15 protein-coding genes are annotated in these 20,102 nt (G+C 39.6%); 3 read left to right on the forward strand and 12 right to left on the reverse strand.

Features of this window, described 5'->3' with window-relative positions:
- The first annotated feature begins 79 nt into the window (after positions 1 to 79).
- Both BM015_RS00745 and BM015_RS00750 read left to right on the forward strand, forming a co-directional pair.
- Positions 80 to 3,022 carry a SusC/RagA family TonB-linked outer membrane protein gene (locus tag BM015_RS00745; RefSeq protein WP_090653514.1) on the forward strand — a complete coding sequence of 981 codons (2,943 nt, stop codon included), beginning with the start codon at positions 80 to 82 and terminating at the stop codon, positions 3,020 to 3,022.
- 17 nt (positions 3,023 to 3,039) lie between these two features.
- Positions 3,040 to 4,341 (forward strand): RagB/SusD family nutrient uptake outer membrane protein, encoded by a 1,302-nt coding sequence (locus tag BM015_RS00750; RefSeq protein WP_090653517.1) that lies wholly within the window; start codon positions 3,040 to 3,042, stop codon positions 4,339 to 4,341.
- A gap of 173 nt (positions 4,342 to 4,514) precedes the next feature.
- Here the strand turns inward: BM015_RS00750 and BM015_RS00755 are convergent, their stop codons facing one another.
- From BM015_RS00755 to BM015_RS00795, 9 genes are all read right to left on the reverse strand, one after another.
- Entirely contained in the window at positions 4,515 to 5,390 is an 876-nt protein-coding gene (locus BM015_RS00755; RefSeq protein ID WP_143075712.1) for a DUF6089 family protein, read from the reverse strand.
- A gap of 152 nt (positions 5,391 to 5,542) precedes the next feature.
- Complete coding sequence (locus BM015_RS00760) at positions 5,543 to 5,953, reverse strand: hypothetical protein (protein ID WP_090653522.1); 411 nt, start codon at positions 5,951 to 5,953, stop codon at positions 5,543 to 5,545.
- Positions 5,954 to 5,990: 37 nt separating this feature from the next.
- The gene (locus BM015_RS00765; protein ID WP_090653524.1) at positions 5,991 to 7,049 is read right to left on the reverse strand and encodes a cytochrome-c peroxidase; all 1,059 of its coding nucleotides are present in this window, start codon (positions 7,047 to 7,049) and stop codon (positions 5,991 to 5,993) included.
- Between the two features lie 156 nt (positions 7,050 to 7,205).
- A complete protein-coding gene (locus BM015_RS00770) occupies positions 7,206 to 8,432 on the reverse strand; it encodes a sialidase family protein (protein WP_090653526.1) in 1,227 nt (408 codons plus the stop codon).
- A gap of 195 nt (positions 8,433 to 8,627) precedes the next feature.
- Entirely contained in the window at positions 8,628 to 10,919 is a 2,292-nt protein-coding gene (locus tag BM015_RS00775) for a TonB-dependent receptor (RefSeq protein ID WP_090653527.1), read from the reverse strand.
- Between the two features lie 137 nt (positions 10,920 to 11,056).
- Entirely contained in the window at positions 11,057 to 11,686 is a 630-nt protein-coding gene (locus BM015_RS00780; RefSeq protein ID WP_090653529.1) for an SCO family protein, read from the reverse strand.
- A 32-nt stretch (positions 11,687 to 11,718) separates the two neighbouring features.
- On the reverse strand, positions 11,719 to 12,015 hold the full coding sequence (locus BM015_RS00785; RefSeq protein ID WP_090653531.1) for a hypothetical protein: 297 nt from the start codon (positions 12,013 to 12,015) through the stop codon (positions 11,719 to 11,721).
- Between the two features lie 256 nt (positions 12,016 to 12,271).
- Complete coding sequence (locus BM015_RS00790) at positions 12,272 to 12,601, reverse strand: hypothetical protein (RefSeq protein ID WP_143075713.1); 330 nt, start codon at positions 12,599 to 12,601, stop codon at positions 12,272 to 12,274.
- A 112-nt stretch (positions 12,602 to 12,713) separates the two neighbouring features.
- Positions 12,714 to 13,796, reverse strand: a complete 1,083-nt coding sequence (locus BM015_RS00795; protein WP_090653535.1) for a glycoside hydrolase family 18 protein — start codon at positions 13,794 to 13,796, stop codon at positions 12,714 to 12,716.
- 204 nt (positions 13,797 to 14,000) lie between these two features.
- Here BM015_RS00795 and BM015_RS00800 point away from each other — a divergent pair, with 204 nt between their 5' ends.
- Positions 14,001 to 15,401 carry a tetratricopeptide repeat-containing protein gene (locus tag BM015_RS00800; protein ID WP_090653536.1) on the forward strand — a complete coding sequence of 467 codons (1,401 nt, stop codon included), beginning with the start codon at positions 14,001 to 14,003 and terminating at the stop codon, positions 15,399 to 15,401.
- A gap of 59 nt (positions 15,402 to 15,460) precedes the next feature.
- Here BM015_RS00800 and BM015_RS21315 read toward each other — a convergent pair whose 3' ends face one another.
- The 3 genes from BM015_RS21315 to BM015_RS00815 form a co-directional block, all read right to left on the reverse strand.
- Entirely contained in the window at positions 15,461 to 15,961 is a 501-nt protein-coding gene (locus BM015_RS21315) for a hypothetical protein (RefSeq protein ID WP_143075714.1), read from the reverse strand.
- A gap of 44 nt (positions 15,962 to 16,005) precedes the next feature.
- Entirely contained in the window at positions 16,006 to 17,100 is a 1,095-nt protein-coding gene (locus BM015_RS00810; RefSeq protein ID WP_090653540.1) for a lytic transglycosylase domain-containing protein, read from the reverse strand.
- A gap of 148 nt (positions 17,101 to 17,248) precedes the next feature.
- A complete protein-coding gene (locus BM015_RS00815) occupies positions 17,249 to 20,095 on the reverse strand; it encodes a hypothetical protein (protein WP_090653542.1) in 2,847 nt (948 codons plus the stop codon).
- Between the last annotated feature and the right edge of the window lie 7 nt (positions 20,096 to 20,102).

Here is a 20,102-nt window from a genome sequence, read left to right on the forward strand (position 1 = left end):
AGGCATGATAATTTTTTCATAACAGAAGATATACATAACGGGGTTTCATGAGATCATTGAAAAAATAAAAAATATACGAATGAAAAAGAGGCTATTAATTCACGTAATGCTATGTGTGCTGTGCTTTCCGTTGTTATTATCAGCACAGGATAATGCGGTGAGCTTAAAGGTGCAGGAAACAAACGGGCAACCTATCGCCGGTGTAACTATTTCAATTGATAAAAAAAGAACGATGGTTACAGATGCACAGGGCGCAGTTACCATACCCAATGCAAACAGTTCAATCATCGTGTTTAGCGCAACAGGTTTCAAATCCAAAACAATAAAAGCAGATACCTTAACGCAATCGACCATCATTCTTGAGCAAGACGTTGCCAACTTAGATGAAGTGATTGTAACCGGTTTATCCACCAATGTAAAAAGAAGAAACCTCGCCAATGCTGTGGCAACCATTTCTTCAAGAGAGTTAAGCAGCACAGCGCCTGCACAAACATTAGACGGCGCACTGGAAGGTAAAATTCCGGGCGCTTATATTAACGCTAATTCAGGCGCACCGGGCGGTGGCATCACGGTTAAACTGCGTGGCGTTACATCGGTATATGGCAATACGCAGCCATTATATGTGGTGGATGGTGTGTTTATTGATAACAGCGCTACTTCCGCCGGTTTAAATGCAGTTACATCTGCAGCCAGCGGCGGTGCAGCCACTTCAACACAGGATAACCCGTCAAACCGTATTGCTGATATTAACCCGCAGGACATTCAAAATATTGAAATATTAAAAGGCGCTTCTGCTGCTGCTATATATGGTTCAAAAGCTGCTGCCGGCGTTATCATCATCACCACAAAAAAAGGCAGGCAGGGAAAAACAGCTATTAATGTATCGCAGGACCTTGGGCTGATAACCGTAAGAAAATTATTAGGTGTAAGAGAATTTACTGCCGACCGTGCTGCAAGCTTATCAAGCGACCCCGCTACAAGCGAAGCATTAAAAAAACAATTTACTGATGCGCAGGCCGCAGGCCATATCTATGATTATGAAAAAGAAATGTATGGCAACACAGGCTTTGCACGCAATACAGAATTAAGCTTGACCGGTGGCGGCGAACAAACATCTTTCTTCTTTTCTGCATCACAAAAAGATGAAGGTGGCATTGTAAAGAATACGGGTTATCGCAATACAGGTTTAAGGCTTAATATTGACCATCGTATTTCAGATAATATAAAGATTGGCATAACAACAAACTATATCAACTCTTCTGCAGACAGGGGTTTGTTTGGCAATGATAACGTTGGCGCAACCATTGGCGTAGCGCTTTCTTCAACGCCATCGTTTGCAGAGTTGCATCCTGATGCAAACGGCAATTATCCTGCAAATAATTTTGCAGCTTCCAATCCTTTGCAAACAATTGCATTGATGAAGAACAACGAATCTGTAAACCGTTTTATAACAGGCCTGAACCTTGAAGCCACGTTGCAAAACAGCGGTAAAAGCACCACAAAATTCATTGCGAGGGGCGGCGTTGATTTCTATAACCTTCAGACATCGGCATTATTTCCCGGCACCTTACAATGGCAGGCGGTAAATAAAGGCACATCCATACAGGGCTTTACAAAAAATTTAAGCACGAATTATATTGCTTCGCTGGTGAACACATTCACGCCTTCTGATAATGTATCATTAACAACATCTGCGGGCTTCACACAGGAAACAGGCGATTACAATAACCTGCTGAATGTGGCAACACAGGTGATAGCAGGCCAGAGCAATGTAAGCCAGGCAGGCGCTTTGAATGCAACACAGCTTCGCACCAAATATCTTAACTCGGGCGTTTTTATACAGGAAGAAGCCAGCATTATTGATGCGGTTACTTTAACGGCCGGTGTGCGTTTCGACAGGAGCAGCAATAACGGCGATGCCGCAAAGTTTTATACTTATCCTAAAGCAGGCTTATCATGGAACCTTACAAGATCGGGCATTGTTGATGAAGGTTTTTTCAACAATATAAAGCTGCGTGCAGCTTATGGGCAGGCTAATAATGTGCCCGCTTATGGCAGCAAATTTACAGGCATGGCCATATCGAATATTGCAGGCAATCCCGGTGTAATTGTGAATATACAGCAGGGCGATGCCAACATTAAACCAGAACGTCAGAAAGAACTGGAAGCAGGTATTGACTTCAGCGTTTTAAATAACAGGTTAAGTTTTGAATTGACTTATTATAATAAAAGCATCAGCGATTTTCTTATGCTGCAAAGCCTGCCATCTTCATCAGGCTTTTCAAGCAAATGGCTGAATGCAGGCGACCTGCGCAACCATGGTGTTGAGTTAGGTTTGAATGCCATTCCTGTTCAGTCAAAATCTGTAACATGGAATACATCGGTTAATTTCTGGCTCAACAGGTCGAAAGTTATAAGGCTTATTATTCCGCCGATACCGCAGGGTTCTTTTGGTTATGTGCTGGGCTCATTCCAGGTTGAACAAGGAAAATCCGCCACACAGATCGTTGGTTTAGATGGCGATAACGGGGTTGGTGTTTTAGGCGACGCAGAGCCAACATTCCAGATGAATACTTATAATGAAGTTACTTTCTTTGGCAGGCTGAGCCTGCGTTTCTTATTGCATTGGAAAAATGGCGGCGATAATATTAACCTCACTTCACTGCAAAGCGATTTTGGCGGCACCAGTGCCGATTATGATAAGGTAACAAATAAAATGGGTGTGCCCGATGCTGTTTACCGCATTATGCAAATAGGCACAACGGCACGCATATTTGTGGAAGATGCAAGCTACCTGCGTTTGCGTGAAGCGGGTTTGTATTACACGTTCAACGAATTTCATAACAGCTTTATCAAAAGCATCAACGTTGGCGTATCATTCAACAATTATTTAACCTTCACAAAATACAGGTCTTACGATCCTGAAGTATCCAACTTCGGAACAGGGTTCTCTACCGGTGTGGATGTATTGCCTTACCCCGCAAGCAAACGCGCAGCATTTCATATTTCATTCAGCTTTTAATTCCAACATATACTATCATGAAAAAATATAATCATATACAAACATTATTTTTTGCAGGAATTATTCTATTCTTTTCTGCCTGCAAAAAAGATTACGGCAATTTAAACGGGCCCACTGTTGAAGCTTATCAAAACAATGCCACCGCAGCAGAGCTTAATAACCTTGTGAGCGGCATAGAATCGGGCATGCGCAATTCCATTGCTTTTTATTTGGATGATGTGGGAACAATTGGCCGGGAGGTTTACCGCTTCTCTCCTTCCGAACCGCGTTATGTTACAGATTTGCTTGGCGCCAATGATGCAGAATTAAGCGGCAGCAACTTTTATATTGCCACGCCCTGGGCTTCACGTTACAGGGTTATCAAAAACTGCAATGTGCTGATTGATGCAGCTAACAGTACCACGCTGATTACTGATGCACAAAAGAAGGGTTATATTGGTTTTGCAAAAACCATAAAAGCGCACCAGCTTTTAATGAACCTGAACCTTACTTATTCAAATGGCATCCGCGTTGATGTTGCCGACCCGGATAACCTCGGGCCGGTGGTGGATTATGATGCGGGGCTTGCCGCAATTTTATCTTTATTGGATGATGCCAAAACAGACCTTGCAGGTGCAGATGTTCAATTTCCTCTGGCAGGCTTTAGTGCGTTTGGCGATGCTGCCGGTTTATTGAAATTCAACCGTGCATTGGCAGCAAGGGTTGATATATATGAAGCAAAATGGAGCGATGCTTTAACTGCACTGAATGAATCTTTCTTCGATTTGAACGGCGATTTTTATACAGGCGTGAACGATGTGTTTGGCACAGGATCGGGCGACCAGTTGAACCCGGCATTTATTCCGCAAAATCAAAACGGGGAAGTGCGTGTGGCGCATCCTTCCTTTGCCCGGGACATTGCTGCAAATGATGACCGCATTAATAAAACATCATTGCGTAATTCAACGGCATCCATACCTGCGGGCTTAAGCAGTAACCGTGATGTGTGGGTTTATACTTCAAGCACTGCGCCCATCCCGGTTATAAGGAATGAAGAATTGATACTGATTTATGCTGAAGCCAATATTCAACTGAATAAATTCAGCGAAGCGATAAAAGCATTGAATGTAATCCGTTCAAAACATGGCCTTGGCAATTACGGTGGGGCTCAAACGCAGGCTGCATTGATTGAGGAAATGCTGTATGAACGCCGCTATTCATTATATTTTGAGGGCCATAGATGGATTGACATGCGCCGCTATAATAAATTAGATGAATTGCCCATAGACAGAACGGGTGATGATGTATGGACGGAGTTTCCTTTACCGGTAACAGAATAATCAGCAGAAAAAGCTTTCTGTAACTATTAGCTATGCGTGCCTGCCGGAAGGCAGGCACGCATACTTTAACGAAAATCAAGTCCAGCTTATATTTCAGCCTGGCAAACGGCTAACTGTAATGAAATTTCTAAGACAAGTATGCCTTAATTATTAATTAATCATCCATTGCAATTTTACAGCTTGGGGCAATCGAGCGCTTTCATTTTTTTATGCCTGCCTATGCCGCCAAACGATTCACTGCGTGAAAACATATAGATAATGGAAAGAGAAGAAGTATAATAATTGTCATTATGTGAAGCACTGCCGCGTTGTGCTCCTTCAGTTGGAAAAGTCCGCGTAGGATCAATCTCATCGCCCCTGTATGAAAGATCAACAGCGAGTTGCCCTCTCCCATGCAGCAATGCAGCTTCATCAGGATAAGTTTTGCTTACATCATCCAGGTAATCTGAGAATAAAAACCGGCTGCAGAATTCCATTGCCACATGCCAATGGTCTGTAATCTTATACTTAACACCAACGCCAAGCGGTATGGCAAATTGTGTAAGTGAATACATTTCCCTGTCCGGATAAATGGAAAGGCCCTGGCCTTCTGTGCCAAGGTCTCTTAAATTAACCCTTTTGCCTTCATAAATGGTATAAGGGTTATGATAAAACAGCGCCCCGCCTGCAAAAATATATGGCGTGAATTTTTTCTCATCAAGTGTGAATAAATCGTACTGCAAAGCAAGGCTGGCTTCTCCCAATTTGCTTTGAAAACTAAGGTTACGGCTTTTGAAACCACCGGTGGAATCGCTGCCTTGTATTTTTCCGTATGTAAGAGCGCCGCGTATGGTAAAATGATTGAAATTATATAATAAACCGCCGCTTATGGCAAACCTGGCCTGGCTGAAAGTATATACGCTTTTTTGCAGGTCGCCGCCATAATTAATGATGCCTGGCGAAGCGTAAATGCCAAAACCCTGGGCAATGGATGAAACGGAAATGGTTAGAAAAAATGCAGAGATTAAAGTGAAAACAATTATTTTTTTGCTCAACATGTAATGCTTCATAAATATAAATAACGCTGAGTAGCAAAAATTATTCCCTTGTGCAGGAATATTGCTAAATAATAACAAAAATAGGCAGTTTGGGATGGCTGTATGTTTCGGGCTGCAAGCCGTGAAGTTCAGCTTTTTCTTACACGATATTCCTCCTGCACCTATCAGAACAGCAGAGCCCTTATGGCCGGTTTAAAGGCTGCCAAACCATCCCATACAAAGCGGTTATTATCATGTTCCCGTTCTCCAATATTTATTATTTCGCAATGCGTATTTATTCTTTCAGCAAGGTTATCAATAAGCTTAATGTTTGTAAGCGACTTTATAGCATCAGCAAATTGTTCTGCAAAAATATGCCCCCATATTTCAACGGTTATTGAATCGTCTGATACATTAAAATCTTTATTATAATTGTCGTAATATTCTTTTTTAACAGCCGATATAAACTCTTCCATTGCAGCTTCCGGCAGCTTCTTCACCAGTTCAAATAATGCTTCATTGCTTATAATACCAATCCTGTTACAATGAAATAAAACCGTAATGGCTTTATCCCTTATCGTTATATCTTTCTTCATGTTTTACTGCTGTGGTGTGCCTGCATCATTCCGGCCATTAAAAAATATCCGCTTTGTATTGTATATCCGGTTCTGATAATGCAGGATTGTTTACAAAACTGCTATCGTTTAATGTTTGCAGAAAAGCTTCCAATTGTTCTGCTTCTTTATCGGTCATATCAAAACCGCGTTTGCCTTCATGCACCAGCAAGGTATCAAGGTTGGGATTATTTTCAACATAAAACCTGTATTGCGGAATAATAGACTTGAACTGGTACAGTTGCCCGTTATGCATATAAGGCGCCGTGTAAACAAGGTTACGCAGCGATGGCACTTTGAATTTATATATATCAGCAGAATCTTGCGTTATATTAAAAGCGCCTTTGTCTTCTGCTGAAACAATATTAAAGCCATTGCTTCTGAATGAATAATCAGTGAACAATGGTTCTTTATGGCAACCGTTGCAGGTTCGTTTAAACACTTCATAACCGGCAGCTTCATCTGCTGTAAATGTTTCGCCTTCGTTCCGCATCACTTTATCATATTTGGAATTGGCACTGATGCATAACAGCATAAACTGTGATAAAGCTTTTAATATATTTTGTTCTGTAATTATTGAAGACCCGAAGGCTTTTTTAAACATAGAACGATAAACTTTATCGGGCTGCAGCCTTTCAATGATTGTGTCAATGGAGCAATCCATTTCCACATGATCAGTGATGGGAATAAGCGGTTGTTCGTCCAACGTGGCTGCACGGCCATCGAGCATAAACGATGTTGCCCATGCAAGGTTCATTACAGGCGGTGCATTGCGAATACCTGTGCGGTTATTGATACCGTGGCTCACAATATGCCCGTGCTGTGTAAATGCATCGCTTTGTATGTGGCAAAAGCCGCATGATATTTTATAATTGCCCGACAGCCTTGTATCGTAAAACAAATATCTCCCTAATTCAAAGCCGGCTTTTGTTACAGGGTTTTGTTCAAAATTGTAAACAGGCTCAGGGAAATTGGAAGGTGGCTTAAATATTGATTTTGACTGGTGGGTTGTTATATTGGTGAACGCATATAAAACAATAACAACAAAGCTTGATATGATAAAAGTTTTTATGCGCATGCCTTGATTTATTATGCTGCGGTTATTGCCCGAATATAAGAAATTGGGAATAGTATGATGTAAAAGTGAATAGTAAGTGCCCAGTTGTGAATGAGTTCCTGGTTACCCGCTATTCACTACCGACAACTTATGCTCTGCTTATCACTGCATAGGCTATCAGTTATTAAAAGCTACCTGTTTAAAAACCACAGTTTTTTTATCGTTGCTGCTTTTTGTAAAAGCCACAAGCACTTTGTTTTTATCTACAGTACATATTACGGGAAATGAAGCGCCGCTGTTCTTTTCTGTAATATACCTGCGAAGGATATTTTTATCGTCAGGGCTTTTTTCTTCCAGGCCTATGCAGGTGCTGTAGGTATCATTCACCGGCAAACTTTCATCCCACACCGTAATTAAATTCCCCTGTGGCAGCGATGCTATCTGGCTGTGCTTTGCAGCATAACCGCTAACCATATCCTTGTTGCTGAAAGCAGTATCGCTATGCGTTAAACTCGTATAATAAACGCCGGCTTCATTTCCTCCGGTAAACCAGGTGCAATGCAGCCCTTCTTTGTTTTCAGTCATGCAGGGGCCTGTATGCGGACAGCCGTTAATTACCCAGTTATCATTACTTATTCTTTCGGGCCGCGAAAATGTTTGCCCGTTATTTTTTGATTCGATGTGGGCAATATCACGAATACTGTCATTAATAATGGCACGGTATAAAACATGAATGTTATTTGATTTATCAACAAACAAATCGGTACGGCAACACTGGCAGCAAGACTCGCTGATAAGTTTTTCATTTTGAAAACCACCGTTATCTTTTGTTATGGCATAATATAAACCAGAGCCTTCTTTATTCGTTGTTTTGCGGTTATCGAGCCAAACAATGGCAGCTTCTCCGTTTGGTAACAATGCCACATCAAAATAACGCTGGTCATAACTTGACGTATCATTTGTAATAAGCTTTTTTGGAGCCCATGTTTTACCATTATCAAAAGAAATAGAATAATATACAAGCCCTGCATAAGCATTCATGGGGTTTTTATTGGCAGCGCCCCATACCGCTATTATTTCACCGGAAGGTTTGAAAATAATCTTAGGCATATTTTCTCCGTGCGGATATACATTATCGCTTGCCGGAATATCAATTGCATTACCAAATGTTTTGCCTTTATCTTTTGAAACCGCATAGCATACGATGGCTTTATCCGAACCTGTTTCCCTTACCCAGCTAAGCACAATATTATTGTTGTTGTCTTTTGTTAAAAACGGGCAGGAGCTTTGTGCGCTGTCAATATTTTCTTCCTGCGATAAACTGATAGAAGGCACGTTGTTTCCCTGGTGGCAGGAAGAAAATATGAATATGATTAAAGAATAAAAAAGAAGAACCTTTTTCATGTCAATATGTTTGTTTATTATTTATTTGTTTGACCTCACCCTAAACCTCTCTTAAGGTTTAATTTTAAAATAATCAATAATCAATGCTCAATATTCAATAAGCACTTTGCAAACACTTACAATTGAACATTCCTGCCCGTCCGGCAGGCGAGGATTATTGAATATTGAGTGTTTTTAATCATAACATTCATGTCCTCATTTTCCAAACTTATAAGAAACACCAAATGTAAATGCCCGCGGATCGCCCAACTGGTAAGTATATCCGGAACCTGAATAGGTTGATAAAACGGAATAATACTTATCAAATAAGTTGAGGGCATTTACCCACACTTCATAATGCTGTTTTGAATAACCTACTCTCAGGTTAAATACATCATATCCATTATAAGTATGCGTGTTTAAATTATCCATAAAGTATTTGCCAAGATGCTGCCATTCCGCACCTACCCTCAAACCTTTTATGGCATTTGGTTTATAAGCTATTTCTGCATTGCAAAAAAAGTTTGGCGCAGCACTCATATCATAGCCGTTATAATTCACACCGCGTGAAATATAATTTACAAAGCCATGCCTTGCATTAGTTGCGGAAAAACGCAGCATCCATTCCTTCGATGGCGTATATGTAATGCCATATTCCAAACCTTTGTGCCTTGTTTGCCCTGCGTTTTGCGATTGCGAAGTGCCATCGTCCATTCTTACAGAAATAATCTCATCTTTTCCATTCATAAGATAAGCGCTCCAGTCAATATATAATTTATGCTGAACCAGCGACAGCCATCCGCCTACTTCATAATTAATAAAATTCTGCGGTTTTAAATAAGTGCTGTTGATTTTGCCAAACACATCCGTAATCTGCGGCGGCACATAACCCTGGCTGTAATTTCCATAAAACCCAATACCGTTAAAATTATAAGTGAAGCCAAGCTTTGGTGTGAGTTTATGATAATTGGTAACGGTGGATGGCCCTCCTGTAACTTTTGAACCAGTAAGAAAGTTCACAAATGAATACCCGAATGCATCATACCGCAACGCCGTGGATATGCGCAATCCTTTTGCAATTACAAAATCATAAGCGGTATAAACGGATGCATTGGTAACAAGCGTTTTGAATTTTGCGAGCAGCGAATCCGGGTTGGCTTTTGTAAAGCTCACATAATTCCCGTTTTGCTTTTTTACCCATATAAAATCTTCATTGAAACGCTGCGGCGATACTTCTGCGCCTGAACCAACAATAAGCCTGCTTTGCAGAAATTTAAATTTCTGAACATGTTGTATAAACAATCCGTAAGAGCTGAAGCTATTGTTATTAATGTTACCGGTTGCTGTATCATTCGATATGGGATTGGTTGCAATGCCATCAACAGGATAAGATGCAACCTGGTAAGCAGGGTTTTGTATAACAGAATTATTCCGGTACATAAAAGTTGCCGTAGTAGCACTGTGATCGTTCCAGTTGTGCTTCAATACAGACTTTCCCCTGAATGCATATACTTTCCTGTAAGTGAAAAACTTTTGCGCTGCATAATTCTTCTGCGCAAAGTGTGCACTGTCTAAAGAACCATACATATCGCTGTAATAGTCCACATAAGTAATACTGTTGCTCCAGGTGGTTTTATTATCAATTTTATAATCCATCCTGAAAGTAGAAGCCGTTTTATGAAAATCACTGTGTTCTATTGGGCCGTTAGTCTGATCGGCATAATAACCACTGTAAATAAAACCCAGCTTGCCTTTTGTAGCGCCAGCCTGCAGATCCACACGTTTGTAACCCCTGTTGTTTAACTGTGCGCTGATGTAACCGCCTGTATAAGCCGGCGGCGATTGTGTGATAAGGTTTACCACACCGGCAATGGCTTCTGCACCATATAAAGCCGATGAAGGGCCTTTGATGATCTCAATATTTTTTGCCGCCGTCATATTCATTTCAATCAAAGCATTATGATTGAATACGGCTGAGGTGCGCAGCGGAATGCCATCTTCGAGATAAAGAAAAAGATTGTTGGTGCTCATAGGCTGGCGTATGCTCATTTCGTGTTGTTCATTGCCAAGGTTCACCATATTTACACCGCTTACTTTATTCAGCAAAAAATCCAGGCGCTGCGCTTTTGCATCTTCAATGGTTTGTTTATTGATAACGGCTATTGCAACAGGCGCCTCACTGCGTTTTTGTGCTGTGCGGTTAGCGCTTACTATCACCTGTGCCAGTTCATTGATGGATGGCTGCAAAGCAACAGCCATATCTGAACCTGCAATTTTAATTGTGGCAACAGCATAACCTGTGCTGCTTATTTTTAAAATGCTGTCGCGGGTATTAATAGTGAACTTTCCATAAATATCTGAAACAACAGTTTTATTACCGCTGGTAATTGAAGCGCCGCTGATAGCTTCCTTGTTTACCGCATCAAACACCTTTCCCGAAACGGAATGCTGCGCAACCGCAACCAAAACGGTAAAACTGAAGAATAGGAATATAATAGTACGTTTCATAAATCTGGTCGTTATGCTCTGCTTCTTTCTGATGATGAAAGAAGCAGAACGTTTTGAATGTTTGATTCATAATGGCAAAGGAATGTTTGATTAAGTTGTGCATGATCCATACGCCGCTTATAATCTGCCTGCAAAAATTATAATGTTTTAATATCTGCTATTAATTGCCGGATGGATTGCTTATCCGTGGCATCATAAAAACCACGGATACGGTTTTGTTTGTCAACAAGCGTTATGTATTGCGTATGAATAAATGCACCGTCATCACTGGCAGCAGTTGAAGTATCAGCGCTTAACAAATAATCCTGCTGTGCCATTTTATACAATTCATATTTATCGCCTGTTAAAAATTCCCATTTACCAGGGGTGGCATGTATGCGCTGCGCATATTTTTTTAATGCAGCAACGCTGTCAATACCGGGATCAACCGTATGTGTAAGAATGATCACGTCATTACGTTGTTTAAAAGCTTCCTGAACGGCTTTCAAATTATTATTCATAACCGGGCAAATGCCTTTACAGGTGGTAAAAAAATATTCGGCTATACGAATCTTGCCTTCAACATCTTTACCGGTAATTGGTTTGCCATCCTGATCAATAAAAGAAAAATCACCCACGGTATGGCCAGGTTCTCCCAAAACGGGTAATGCGTTTTGAAAAGATGAATAGAGAAATACGCCAGCAAAAAACAGCAAGCCCATTAATATTACACCAAGGAAAAATTTACTGATCTGCTGGCCAACACGGAATTTCTTTTTCTTCGCCATAAGTAAACCGCTTTACAAAGCACATTGCTTAACTATAATTTCTTTTCTTTTTTAAGTACTGCAACAAATGCATTTTTACATTCTTTTGAACAAAAGCCATACACTTTGCCATCAAACTGTAAAGTATCTTCAATGCCCGCGCTTAAAGGCATGCCGCAGCTTGTATCTTTTTTTGTTGCAAATACAACGTGGCTGAAATCTTTCTTCACTGTATCTTTTGGCGGGCCTGCTTCAAAAACGGTTTGGTGTTCTTCTTTGTCTGATGATGAATGGCAGGCTGCAATGCCAAAGCTTACACCCATGCATGCAACAAAAATTATTTTATTCATGATTGATTTATTTTATGCTGAGGCGGCACAAAAACCGCCGATACTTTAATGTTATGATATTAACAGGTTTTATGCGGGCAGACGCTTCAAAGCGTCATGCCGTTAACAATTTCCTCATGTTATTATACTGAATACTCGTCTTTTTGAATGCTAACGCAGTGCATAAATATTTTTATACGAATGCGTAGCATTACAAAGTGCTGCAGGCACTACCTGCAAAAAGATATCTTTAATAACTGGTGAAGATTATCGCTACTTATGCAAGAGGAGGATGAAATATGGAAGAAGTGTAGCCCTGTAATTCAATATCTGTAATATCACCATAAGCTACTGATGAAGCTGTACGGTAAACAGTGGCAGTAATTTCCTGTGGCAATTCATAAACGGCAACCTGCAGTCTTTCGGTCTTGTTATCTGCTGCCTGTTTATTGCTGCCTTCTTCTTTTTGCTTTTGTTTATTAAGAAAACAATGACCTTCACAATGTGTTTCAGGATTGCTTTTGTTTATGCAAAAATTTTCAGCGATATAATTTTTATTGAGGGAATAAGCCGCATCAAATACAAACGAACTGAATGTTTGCACCATGATAATAAAAAGAAGTAATATGGAAGTAGCGGTTTTCAATTTTTCCTGCTCTCCGCAAAAGTAGGGATAAAGTTTATTGCGATAATATGATTTTAATCATAAGTAAGATTGTCTAATGTAATGCTCTGTCAATCGCATCCAGCAAGCCGCCACCTGGTTTATCATCAGCAAGCTGCCAGAACATAATGCCGTTTAAACCTTTATCAACTGCATATTTCGTTTTCAATGCCATTGATTGCTCATTATCGTACGTAAATAATTTATGCTGTGTTTTATTATACATATAAGGTGCTTTGGCCGTGTTATCCCAATAATAAACATACCCCTGCTGTTCCATCTCCTGCTGATTAAACTTCTTCCATGATATACCATGATCAAATTTACCGGGCTGGTATAAACCATTCTCCGCATCATTGTTCACGTTAAATATCCTTCCATACATAGCAGCGCCAATAACTACTTTGTTTAAGGGAAAATGAATGGAATCAAAAAAATGAATGGCATGATCTGCCGATGCCACCTGCTGCGGCGTTGAATATAATGGCGTATGATGTCCGGTAACAGTGCTGTTGCCATGCACCAGGTCGTACGACATTAAATTTACCTTATCAACATAACGGTTGATCTTATCCCACTCAACAGATTCATGCAGAAAATTATCAAGGCCACCAGCAGCAAAGCTTATTTCATATTTATTGCCAAGCGTCTTTCTAAGTTCCTTCATTAAAGCCGTAAAATTTTGTTTATCCTCCGGCAGGTATTGATGATCGGGATAGCCCGGAATAGCAGGATATTCCCAGTCAATATCAATACCGTCTGTTTTAAAATATTCGTTTAAATGTTTTACGGAAAGAGCAAAGTCCTTTCTACCTTTTTCAGTGGCAAATACCGGCGAGCAGGTTTTGCAGCCGCCCCATCCGCCAAGCGATAAAATAATTTTCAGCGATGGGTTGCGCTTTTTTAATTCAACAAGATGCTGAATGGTTAAGGTATCAGCCATTTTATCAACATGCAATTCATTGCCCTGCAAATGGCAAAAGCTGAAAATAATATGTGTAAGCTTTTCAACCGGGTAAGCATCTATGGCAGTTGCATTGCCGGCGTAATAGGCAATAACAGAAATCTTCTTTGATGAAGTTTGCGCATTCGCCATACAAGCGACTAATAATCCGGAAAGCAGTAGTAACCTCTTCATAAATTTTAATATTATGCTATGCAAGAATACAACATGCAGGCTGATATTAAAAGCTGTTTGTTTACAAACGGATAATTTGCATAAGCCTCAAGCAGAAATTATATGCTATCAATTAAAGCGTAAAACCGACAGCATTATTTTTCATTAATTAAAACAGCTTCTTAATTTTAGAAAATATTTTGCACTACTAACAATTAAAACACCATGGCTGCAAATACAAAACGTTGCTTTGTTGTAATGGGCTTTGGAGTAAAAACTGATTACACCACCGGCCGCAAACTTGATCTGAATAAATCTTATCAATATCTTATAAAACCCGTGTTGGAAAAGAAAGGCTGGGAATGCATAAGGGCGGATGAAATTCCCAATACCGGCATGATAGACCTGCAGATGTATCTTGAATTATTGCAGGCCGATGTGGTGATCGCCGACCTTTCAACCACCAATGCCAATGCTGTGTATGAGCTTGGCATAAGACATGCATTGCGGCCTTTTACAACCATCGTAATTGCAGAAGACAAGCTGGTTTATCCGTTCGATCTTAATCATATTGCCATTACCAAATACACGCATCTTGGCGATTCGATTGATTATGGTGAGGCGGAAAGATTTCACAGCGTGCTGGATGAATTGCTTGATGCCGCAGCCAATCATACACCGCCGCCAAGCGATAGCCCCGTTTATACTTTTATATCCAATCTTATTCCGCCGAAGATCCAAAGTCATATCGACAGAATGATCAGCAGCGCTAAAACAACAGTAGATGCCGCCGCCGATGATGGCTCTGTAAAAACGCTTGCACTTATTTGTGATGAGGCTGAAGAAGCTTTAAAAGCAAAGAAGTTTAATGAAGCAAAAACACTATTTAATGCAGCGCTGGCGCTTAAGAAAAGCGCTGACAAGAATAATATTTGCATTGACCCTTATATTATTCAGCGGCTTACTTTGGCCACTTATAAGGCCCGCGAACCCGACACTGTAACAGCATTGAATGATGCACTTGAGTTATTAAGCCAGTTAAACCTTGATCATACAAACGATCCTGAAACCGTTGCGCTGGCAGGCAGTATAGAAAAGAAATTATATGAGAACGGGCAGGGTGAAGAGCATCTTAAGAATGCCATCCTGTACAATGAGCGTGGTTATTTTTTATTGAATAACCGCTATAACGCGATTAACCTGGCATATACCTTTAACTGCAGGGTTGATTCGAACCTGTATGCAAAAAAAGAAGATAAAATTGCTGATATGGTTTTTGCCAACCGTGTAAGGCAAAGGGTTTTGTTTATATGCAATAATGACTGGGCTGAAATTGAAAAACGCGAAGCCGGTGAAACAGTAAGAACAGATACCGCAGGCAATGCAGATATTCAAAAACAAAAGGATTATAACAACGAGCAAAAATTCTGGATATTGGTAAATAAGGCAGAAGCTTATTTTGGACTTGGGCGCTTTGATGAATACAGGCAAACCGTTGCACAGGCACAGGCAATTGAACATGCCGACTGGATGATGCAAAGCTTTCGTGAGCAGGTAGATAAACTACAAGTGCTGCTTGAAAAACATGGCAGCTTACTGGAAGAACCCTGGGTGTATAAGGAATAGCGAGATGTGAGTGTTAGAAGCAAGTCCCTCGTTATATTAACAACACATTATCGGGCGTTTTATTCACTTGTGTTTGGGCCTTCGATAAAATATTTTCTGTCTGAGTCTTTATAGTCACCAAAAAATACAGAAGTGTCACCATTGTTTACCAAAAAAAATGAAGCTGCATTAATTTCAACATCAAATTGTTGCCCATGTTGAACAACCTTAACAGATTTTGTGCAAGTCAAAACTAAAAAATTTAAATCCCAGGTTGTTCCGCCAATTGGTTCTGAGTTTTTAATTATTTTTTCAATGTCCGATTCCGTCAACTTCCAACCACTACATTTAGATGTATCTGTGTCAGTCGTATTTTTGTTTAAAGTATTTTTGAATGAGACAATTTCAAATCGTTGATGATTGTCGAACCGCCTTACAGTTTTTTTAAGTTCATTACTCTCTTTTTCTGTTGTCAATGTTTGTGCAGTGTCAGAAGGAGGAGGCATTTTAACCTGACTGTCGTTGTTGGAGTTTGAATGGCAACTGAATAAAAGTAGTGTCCAAAAAAGATGTTTAATCATAAATAAAGGTTCTTTAAAGATACCATATTACGATTAGCACAGCGCTAATTAGTTTGAACACGTAATATAATAAGCTCATCTTTTTTTAATTCGGAAGGAAGAATACCTTTCTTTCCATTCAACGGGCTTACAATTACAACATCGTGGTCTTCGTAGCCAAGATCAATATATATTCTGTCGTCTATCATCCAGCCTGCGCCCTTTATTATATTACCTTTTTTATTAAAAGTATTTTTTACAATCAGGTCTTGCTGTAACTGAAAAGATATAAGCTCACCATCTGTAAATTTTTTATACTTCCCTATAATATTCGCAGCAACGGAAACAACATTTCCAGGTTGTTGCGTTCCCTTTGATGAGGAAATATTATTCAATGAATCATTATTACTTACATCCACCGTCATCACATTAAAAGCAGTTGTATCAGCCTGTGTTTCCTGCAAATGGCCAGGTGGATTTTGAAGCGCATTAAAAATATTGTAACCAAAATCTTTCATATAAAATTCGGGGTATTCAAAAAGCTCTTTCACAGCAATAATCTTATAAACATACGATGCTGTTTCTGCGTTAAGGTTCATGGAAAAATAATCATTATTGCCTTGCTTTTTTACTGCATTAAAAATGTTGCCAATACCAAAATTGTAAGCAGCTGCAGTTAATACCCACGATGATATATTGTATTTGTTTCTTATCATGCGATAGTAATCCGTTAAGGTGCGGCAGGCCGCATACGTTGACTTATAAAAATTCTCACGGTCATCGCCGCTTTCTGAAACATTCAGGCCAATACCGCGGGCTGTGGCCGGCATAAGCTGCCAAAATCCGCCTGCGCCTGCGCTTGAGGTAAGGTTTTGAAACCCGCTTTCTATAATGGGTATGTATTTCAGGTCAGCAGGCAGGTTATTCTTTTTTAAATAATCTTCTATCCATGGAAAGTAAGTATTGGCGCGTTTGCGCAATGCAGGCATATTGATATTCTTAACCTGCTTCCGTATTACATCCATGAGTTTTCCCGAAACAATAGCATTATTGGCCGGCACTGTTTCGCCGCAAAAAATAATAGTATGCTGTGCGGATATTTTTGATGAAGGATATAAGCTTGCGCAAAAAATAAGATATGTTATAACAATAAATTTCATCCATGTATATATTATTTTTTTGCCGGATGGAACGCCTTTACATTTTACTGTTCGAAAATATTTTACTTAGGCGTTTCATAGTAGCTGGCAATAGAGCACGCAATTTTGTATATTAAATTTATACGAGTTATTGCAATCAGGATACTCTTTAATTTCCCTGGCTTTTATTGTAAGCAGAACCTGGTATTGTTACATCAAGTTTTAATTTATCAAGCCTGTCAACCATTTCGAAATGCAGGTTTTCTTCATCAGCAATTACTGCAGGCCTGGCCACATATACCAGTACCTTTTGCCTGCCTCCTAAAATTATTGGATAACTGGCAACATAGTTTGGATAGAGCTTAACAGAATCTTTGCTGCCGTTTGGCTTATAACTCAGCAACATTCTGCCGGTAAGAAATTCTGTGGAGTCGTAATTCTGAACAAGAAATTTAAAATAAACATTGTTATGTTTAAAGTTTATGTTCTGGCAAATAAGCTTAACGTTATTGGAACTATCCGCTAATTCCAGCTCAGGCTTTAACGACATTATTTCCCTGCCGATGAGGTTGCTTTGAACATTAAAGTTTAACAGGCTATCAAATTTTTGATCCGTTGGCGAACTGAAAAAATTAATATCAGGATATTTCCTGTAAACATAACCTAACGCAGGGTCTTTCGGGTTTGGATAATAAATTGCCGGAGCATAATAGGCATAAGCCACAGGCGCTTTTACATGCACTGTATCTTTGTTTGCACCGGCAACACTTTTTCTTTCCAGTTCATCATTAATATTTGTTATGGCAGTTCTTACGTACTTAGTGATGTTTACCAGGTTATATTGGCTTTGTTCCAAAGTAGCGCTGTCCATATTGCCAACAATATCGAGATACTTTCTATAGTAATACAAAACCTGATCATAATTGTCTTTATATCTTAAAGCCGCTTTACCTTTTTCATAAGCACTCATTGCAGAATCAAAATGCTGTTTTAGTTCTTCATTTTGCCTTTGTTTTTCCAAAATGTTTAACTGGTCTTGTGTATAACTAACCTGCCTTTGAAGATAATATTGTTGTTCCGGTAAGTTAAGCGCCATCGCCGCTTTAAAATTATCAAGAGCTAAAGGATATAATTGCGTTGCCATTGCAATTTCCCCGTTTGCAATTAATGAATCAGCCTTATTTTGAATAATTTGTTTTTGCGCTATTTCAGCCAGCTCGGAATCTATTATTACTATCTTATTCCTGGCTTCCGTTTCACCAGGTTTTAAACCTGCTGCTTCAGAAAACATTACACGTGCCGTTGTATAATCTTTTTCATTGTATGCTTTCTGTGCATCAGCAATAAGCGCTGTATATTTTTTACTGATCTCGTTTATTTTATTAAGACTGTCCTTTGCCGCCTGCTTTTTTATAGCTTCTTCCGTTAATGTGCGTTCTATTTCTGCTATCCTGTTATTGATATAGTCATCATTGGGTTTATATGCCAATGCCGAATTGTATAATGATCTTGCATTTGTAAAATCCTTTGTATCAAAAGCATCATCGGCTTTTTTTAATGCTGCCGTGTATTTTATATTATTAAGAGAATCCAGTTTCAGTTTTAGTTGTTTTTTCTCAAGCGCTTTCTTCGCCTGGGCTATTTTGGTTTTTGAATACTGATCATTTCTATTAATGGTTAATGCTTTGGTATAACCATCAAGCGCATCATTATACATAGCTGTACTATATGCCCCGTCTGCTTTACTAATTAAATCATTATACTGTTTTTGAAGGGCTTCATTCTTCTGCTGTTCAATTGCTATCCGGGCCTGGCGTTGCTGTTCAGCTAAAATATCATCTATCTTTTTTATTTGCGCATTGGCATATTCATCACCCGGCTTTAGCAGTAAAGCGCTATCGTAACCCGACTTAGCAACACCATAAATTTTTTCAGCAAAAGCCTTTCCCGCCGAATTAATATATGCAGCATATAAATCTGCATTTTTCCTGTTCACTTCATTTATACTATCTGTAATAACCTGTTGGTTAAGATTTTTTAATCTTGATGCAATAACTGCATCGCCGGGTTTAACCAGCAAAGCCTGGTTGTAAGCGGCTTTAGCTGCGTCATACGACCCTTTGCTTATCGCCGTATCTCCAAGCATTACATAGTTTGCATACAATGCTTCCTTCTCTTGCTGAACTGTTTTAAGGCTGTCAATGGCAATATTTTCATCAAGCTTTTTTAACCGCCCTAAGGCAGTTGCATCATTAGGTTTAATCTTCAGGGCTTCACCGTAAGCTATTTTTGCCGCATTGTATTGCTTATCATTTAATGTTTTATCACCGGCATTAATATAGCTTTGAAACGAACTGTCTTTACGGCGGTTTTCTTCTTCAATCTTTGCTGTTGCTATATTTTTTTGAATCACCTGCACCTGGGTATTCAGGTATATATCATCTGGTTTTAATGCCAGCGCCGCCGTGTAAAATTTAAGCGCATCTTCATACCGGCTGGAAGTAAAAGCATTGTTGGCCCTTCTCACCAAATCTGTATATTTCGCTTCATTATTCTCTGTTGTTTCAGCAGTTGCCTGCACTGCGGCAGGTGTTTCATTTTTTGGTGCTTCAGCATTAAATGATGCAGCAACCGGCTCGTTCACGGGTGCTTTGCTTAACTGCGCTACAAGATCCAGGTCAGTAAAATAAATATCCCTTTCCGCATCTTCAAGATGCTCTTTATATATAATGGTAAATTTATGTTTGCGCCCTCCCTCCGTTACATACAAAGTATAAGGCTCTGTTACGTTATTTGACGTTTCTAATGCAATTGATTTTTCATCTCCAAGCAGGGAATTAAACTTGTAAGGGCAAGTGGTTTCACCAAAATTATATTTTGTATAGGCATCGTGAAAATACAGCGTGGTAGCATATAGCCTGGATACATAAACTTTATAGCCGTTAATGTTTTGAGCCAGGAGGTTTTGCGAGCCGGCCAGCAAAAAAAAGAATAAGAGGTAATTATGCCTTTTCATTTTTCGT

Origin of the sequence: Parafilimonas terrae (genome assembly GCF_900115755.1) — a bacterium.
In the GTDB taxonomy this organism is placed as follows: domain Bacteria; phylum Bacteroidota; class Bacteroidia; order Chitinophagales; family Chitinophagaceae; genus Parafilimonas; species Parafilimonas terrae.